Raw genomic sequence first — 5,485 nt, 5'->3', positions numbered from 1 at the left:
GACGGTGGGGCTGCCACAGATCGCGGCACAGCCGATAGCATCGCCCGCCGCTGTCGGTCGGATCGGACCCGTCGCCCAGCCCGCCTCTGCGCCCGGAGCGACGGCGATGAGCCAGCAACGGTGAGTCCGCGTCGTACCGGCGAGCAGAGCCCCGGTTCTCCACCCCCGTCGTTTCGCTCCGGCGGTCTCCGCGACCCAAAGTTGTCCGTGGCGTTGCGGACTCTGGAACTGACCGTCCGGCGACGACTCGACGGGGTGCTGCACGGCGATCACCTGGGTCTCATTCCGGGACCGGGGTCCGAACCGGGTGACGCGCGCGAGTATCAGCCCGGTGACGATGTCCGCCAGATGGACTGGTCGGTGACGGCGCGGACCACGCATCCGCACGTCCGGCAGTCGGTCGCGGACCGGGAACTCGAGACGTGGCTGGTGATCGACCTGTCATCGAGCCTCGATTTCGGTACCGCCGACTGTGAGAAGCGGGACCTGGCGGTGGCTGCCGCGGCTGCCGTCGCCCATCTCACCAGCGGTGGCGGTAACCGGATCGGCGCCATCGTGTCCACCGGCGCGCAGACGACGCGGATCCCGGCACGCGGCGGCCGCATCCACGCGCAGGCCATGCTGCGGCAGATCGCGACGACACCACATGCGGTGGACGGTGTGCGCGGCGACCTGCAGGGTGCAGTCGAATCCCTGCGACGTCCGCAACGCCGGCGGGGTCTCGCCGTGGTGATCAGCGACTTCCTGGGTCCGATCGACTGGGAGCGTTCGCTGCGTGCCATCTCCGGGCGCCACGACGTGCTCGGTGTCGAAGTGCTCGATCCGCGTGACCTGGAATTGCCCGACATGGGGGATGTGGTGCTGCACGATCCGGAGTCCGGACGGACCCGAGAGTTCACGACCACACCGCAACTGCGCGCCGACTTCGCCCGGGCGGCAGAGGAGCACCGGCAGCAGGTGGCGCAGGCGCTGCGCGGTTGCGGTGCACCGCTGCTGAGCCTGCGTACCGACCGCGACTGGATTTCGGATGTCGTGCGGTTCGTGTCGGCCCGGAAGCACAGTTACGGGACCGCGACGAATCAGAGGTCGCGCCGGTGAGTCTTTCCCAGTTCACCTCGCCGTGGTGGCTGCTCTTCCTGGTGGTTCCCGTGGCACTGGTCGCGGGATACGTGTGGGTGCAGCGGCAGCGCCACAAGCACACGCTGCGGTTCACCAACTTCGCTCTGCTCGAGAAGGTGGCGCCGTCGAGGCCCGGCCGGGTGCGGCATATTCCCGCCCTGCTCATGGTCCTGGCGCTGGTGTTCTTCAGTGTGGCGCTGGCCGGGCCCACCGAGGACAAGCGGGTTCCCCGGAACCGGGCCACCGTCATCCTCGTCATCGACGTGTCCCTGTCGATGAAGGCGACCGACGTGGAGCCGTCCCGGCTCGCTGCCGCACAGGACGCCGCCAAATCGTTCGCCGAGGGTCTCACCCCGGGCATCAACCTCGGTCTGGTCGCGTTCGCCGGAACCGCGTCGGTGCTGGTGTCGCCGACCACCAACCGGGAAGCCACCAAGGTCGCCATCGACAACCTGCATCTCAGTGAGCGGACGGCGACGGGCGAAGCGATCTTCACGTCGCTGCAGTCGATCGATACGCTGGCCGCGGTGCTCGGCGGCGGCGATCAGGCTCCGCCGGCGCGCATCGTGTTGCTGTCGGACGGCAAGCAGACGGTGCCGGAGAACCCGGACGATCCGCGTGGTGGTTTCACCGCGGCGCGTCAGGCCAAGGACAAGGATGTGCCGATCTCGACCATCTCGTTCGGAACGAGCTACGGCAGGGTCGAGATCGAGGATGAACGTATCCCGGTGCCCGTAGACGACCCGTCGCTGCGCGAGATCGCGAACTTGTCGGGTGGCAGCTTCTTCACGGCCTCCAGCCTCGAGGAGTTGCGCGACGTGTACGACACGCTCGAGGAACAGATCGGTTTCGAGATCACGCGGGGTGACGCCAGTCGCCCGTGGCTCGTTCTCGGAGTTCTGTTCGCGACTGCGGGCCTGGTCCTTGCGCTCGTCCTGCGTCAACGGCTGCCGTGATCCCACAGCTCCCGCTTCCGGCAGGCCTTTTCACTACATCGCTTCGGAACAGATAGGTTGATCGCCATGTCTAACCCACGCACTACTGACAGGTCAGTAAGGACGGTTTCCACCCCGCGGTCGGTGCTTGTGACCGGCGGCAATCGCGGCATCGGTCTCGCAGTGGCCAGGCGACTGGCAGCGGACGGGCACAAGGTTGCCGTGACCCACCGCGGTTCCGGTGCGCCGGAGGGCCTGTTCGGTGTGCAGTGCGACGTCACCGACGCGGAGTCGATCGATCGCGCGTTCAAGGAGGTCGAAGCCCACCAGGGTCCCGTGGAAGTCCTCGTGTCCAACGCGGGTATCACCGACGACACCCTGATCATGCGTATGTCGGACGAGCAGTTCACGAAGGTCATCGACGCCAACCTGACCGGTGCCTTCCGGGTGGCCAAGCGGGCCACCCGCTCGATGCTGCGCGCCCGGTTCGGCCGCTTCATCTTCCTCGGCTCGGTCGTCGGTCTCGCCGGCGGTCCCGGGCAGGTCAACTACGCCGCCTCGAAGGCCGGTGTGGTGGGCATCGCGCGCTCGCTCACCCGTGAACTGGGCTCCCGCTCGATCACCGCCAACGTGGTGGCACCCGGATTCATCGACACCGACATGACGGCGGCGATGGAGGACAAGTACCGGGACATGGCAGTGCAGGCCATTCCGCTGCAGCGTGTCGGCCAGCCCGAGGACGTGGCCGCCGTGGTCAGCTTCCTGGCATCCGACGACTCGGCCTACGTCTCCGGCGCGGTGATCCCCGTCGACGGCGGCCTGGGCATGGGGCACTAGAGCGACCCCCTTTTTCACTCTTACGGACTTCACTACAGGAGGACACCTCATGGGCGGATTGCTCGAAGGTAAGACCATTCTCGTCACCGGCATCATCACCGATTCCTCGATCGCCTTCCACGTGGCCAAGGTGGCGCAGGAGCAGGGCGCGAAAGTCATCATCACCGGATTCGACCGACTCCGGCTGATCGACCGCATCGCGCAGCGCCTGCCGCAGCCGGTGCCGCCGGCCATCGAATTGAACGTGCAGGATCCGGCGCATCTCGAGACGCTCGCCGATCGGGTGCGCGAACTCGCCCCCGAGGGCATCGACGGTGTGGTGCACTCCATCGCCTTCGCGCCGCGGTCCTGCCTGGGCAGCCCGTTCTTCGACGCCCCGTGGTCGGACGTCGCGGTGTCCCTCGAGGTGTCCGCCTACTCGTATGCGGCGCTGGCGAAGGCACTGCTTCCGGTGCTCAACGACAACGCGTCGATCGTCGGAATGGACTTCGACCCGGCCCGCGCGGTGCCGTTCTACAACTGGATGGGCGTCTCCAAAGCCACCCTGGAATCGGTCAACCGCTATGTCGCGATCGAGGTCGGCAAGCGCGGAATCCGCTCCAACCTGGTCGCCGCAGGCCCCATCAAGACGCTGGCCGCCAAGGCGATCGCCGGGGAGAGCACGGGTCCGGGCGCGGAAATGAACAAGCTGAACGCAGCCTGGGACGAGCGGGCGCCGATCGGCTGGAACGTCGACGACCCGGAACCCGTCGCGAAGACGGTGTGCACCACCCTGTCCGACTGGCTGCCCGGCACCACCGCGTCGATCATCTACGTCGACGGTGGCGCGCACGCCATGGCGGGCTGAGTCCGCGCACGACTCCTCCCGAACGACACCACGAAAGTTGGACAGCATGACCGAGAAGTCCGGCGCACGGTTCGACGCGTTGCTCGTGTTGTCGTTCGGGGGACCGGAGAAGCCTGCCGACGTGCGCCCCTTCCTCGAGAACGTCACCCGAGGCCGGGGGATACCGCCGGAGCGGCTCGACGCGGTCGCCGAGCATTACCTGCACTTCGGGGGCGTGTCGCCGATCAACGCACTCAACCGCGACCTCATCGAGCGGGTGGAGGCCGAACTTGCGGCGTGCGGAATCGAGATGCCGGTCTACTTCGGTAACCGGAACTGGCATCCCATGGTCGAGGACACCGTCGCGAAGATGGTGGAGGACGGGGTGCGCTCCGCTCTCGTGTTCCCGACGTCGGCGTGGGGCGGATACTCCGGGTGCCGCCAGTACCATGAGGACATCGCCCGGGCCCGTGCCGCGGTGGGAGCCGGTGCCCCGGATCTGACGAAACTTCGGCACTTCTATGATCATCCGCTGTTTCTCGACGCGGTGACCGACGCGGTGATCGGCGCCCGAGCCGAATTGCCCGCCGAACACCGCGACACCGCCCGGGTGGTGTTCACCGCCCATTCGATCCCTGCCTCGGCAGATGCGACCGGCGGCCCGCCGGAAGAGGGCGGGCACCTCTACAGCCGGCAGGTGGCCGAGGCGTCGAAACTGGTCGCGCGGGCACTGGGGCTGAACGACTACGACCTGGTGTGGCAGTCGCGCTCGGGACCGCCGCAGGTGCCGTGGCTCGAACCCGACATCGTGGATCACCTCGACGACCTGCATGCCTGCGGAACCGGCGCGGTCATCGTCGTCCCGGTGGGCTTCGTGTCCGATCATCTCGAGGTGGTGTGGGACCTCGATACCGAAGCCAAGGACCGGGCCGCCGAACTCGGTATGGCGTTCGTCCGGGCCGGTACCGCCGGCACCGATCCGCGGTTCGCGCGGTTGGTGGTCGATCTGATCGAGGAACGGTTCGACGACGTCGCGCCCGAGCGTCGCGGGACCGAGCCGCTGCTCGGGGTCGGCTGCAACGGGGCGCTGTGCGCGCCGGGATGTTGTGCGCTGCCGGAACGTCGGCGGCCCGCGCACTGACCAGTTCGGATCTGTGATGTGCGGCGACACGGTGCTCGGGGATCGTCGGCACTGGTCGTACCCGCTGGTGTGCGGGTTGATGCGACGCCGGTAGTCGGCAATGACTCTGCCCGGCCGCACAAATTGGTGTTCCTGGGTTGTCGGAGATCGAGGTCGACGAGTCGGCTTTGCTGCTGAACGCGGACGGAAAGGTTCGCTCCGACGGGGATTTCGTTTTCTACAATGCGGCGGGGTGCCACCGGCGGAGTCGACCGGCGCCGGCGCGGCGGGTTCTTCACTGTCGGACCGAGCTTCGAGGGTGCCGGTAGGTTCGTGTTCCGGATCGTTATCGATGTCGACGCCGAAATCCGTTGCCAGACCGGCCAGGCCGGAGTCCCATCCACTCGCCGGCGCGGCAATACACCTCGCCGAAGACGAACGCGGACTCTGTGGTGGCGTCCGCGGTGACATATTCCGCCAACGAGTGCCCGGCTGGCGTCGACGACGCGGAGAGCGAGTTGGTCGATGTGGATTCTCACGCAGTGTGTCGGCCACGGCGACCGATCAGGGGGTCACGCCGACCATGCGGGCAGCCGCCTACAGCCCGCCCATCCCGTTGCCGATCAGAACCACGCCCAGAATCAGCAG

5 protein-coding genes and 1 pseudogene are annotated in these 5,485 nt (G+C 67.5%); all 6 read left to right on the top strand.

The window, feature by feature from the left end:
• Positions 1 to 120 precede the first annotated feature (120 nt).
• Positions 121 to 1,098: a DUF58 domain-containing protein gene (locus WAW17_RS17185; protein ID WP_422334145.1), complete on the top strand. Its 978-nt coding sequence runs from the start codon at positions 121 to 123 to the stop codon at positions 1,096 to 1,098.
• Positions 1,095 to 2,075, top strand: a complete 981-nt coding sequence (locus WAW17_RS17180; protein WP_422334144.1) for a VWA domain-containing protein — start codon at positions 1,095 to 1,097, stop codon at positions 2,073 to 2,075. The genes WAW17_RS17185 and WAW17_RS17180 overlap by 4 nt, the downstream gene beginning before the upstream one ends.
• A 66-nt stretch (positions 2,076 to 2,141) precedes the next feature.
• The gene (gene fabG1 / locus WAW17_RS17175; protein ID WP_422334143.1) at positions 2,142 to 2,891 is read left to right on the top strand and encodes a 3-oxoacyl-ACP reductase FabG1; all 750 of its coding nucleotides are present in this window, start codon (positions 2,142 to 2,144) and stop codon (positions 2,889 to 2,891) included.
• Positions 2,892 to 2,940: 49 nt separating this feature from the next.
• Positions 2,941 to 3,738 carry an NADH-dependent enoyl-ACP reductase InhA gene (gene inhA, locus WAW17_RS17170; protein WP_422334142.1) on the top strand — a complete coding sequence of 266 codons (798 nt, stop codon included), beginning with the start codon at positions 2,941 to 2,943 and terminating at the stop codon, positions 3,736 to 3,738.
• A gap of 46 nt (positions 3,739 to 3,784) precedes the next feature.
• Positions 3,785 to 4,858 carry a ferrochelatase gene (locus WAW17_RS17165; protein ID WP_422334141.1) on the top strand — a complete coding sequence of 358 codons (1,074 nt, stop codon included), beginning with the start codon at positions 3,785 to 3,787 and terminating at the stop codon, positions 4,856 to 4,858.
• 140 nt (positions 4,859 to 4,998) lie between these two features.
• Positions 4,999 to 5,082 (top strand): annotated as a pseudogene (locus tag WAW17_RS17160) (TerD family protein); the annotation flags it as partial.
• Positions 5,083 to 5,485: the final 403 nt, after the last annotated feature.

The organism is Rhodococcus sp. (in: high G+C Gram-positive bacteria) (assembly GCF_049286785.1).
GTDB lineage: Bacteria > Actinomycetota > Actinomycetes > Mycobacteriales > Mycobacteriaceae > Rhodococcus_F.
The sequence above is the reverse complement of the archived record's forward strand: the minus strand, read 5'-3'. Positions and strand labels throughout refer to the sequence as shown.

Bases quoted from the DNA above. Each gene is read 5' to 3' on its own strand.
- fabG1 (WP_422334143.1), top strand. From the start codon at position 2,142: ATGTCTAACCCACGCACTACTGACAGGTCAGTAAGGACGGTTTCCACC.
- inhA (WP_422334142.1), top strand. From the start codon at position 2,941: ATGGGCGGATTGCTCGAAGGTAAGACCATTCTCGTCACCGGCATCATC.
- WAW17_RS17165 (WP_422334141.1), top strand. From the start codon at position 3,785: ATGACCGAGAAGTCCGGCGCACGGTTCGACGCGTTGCTCGTGTTGTCG.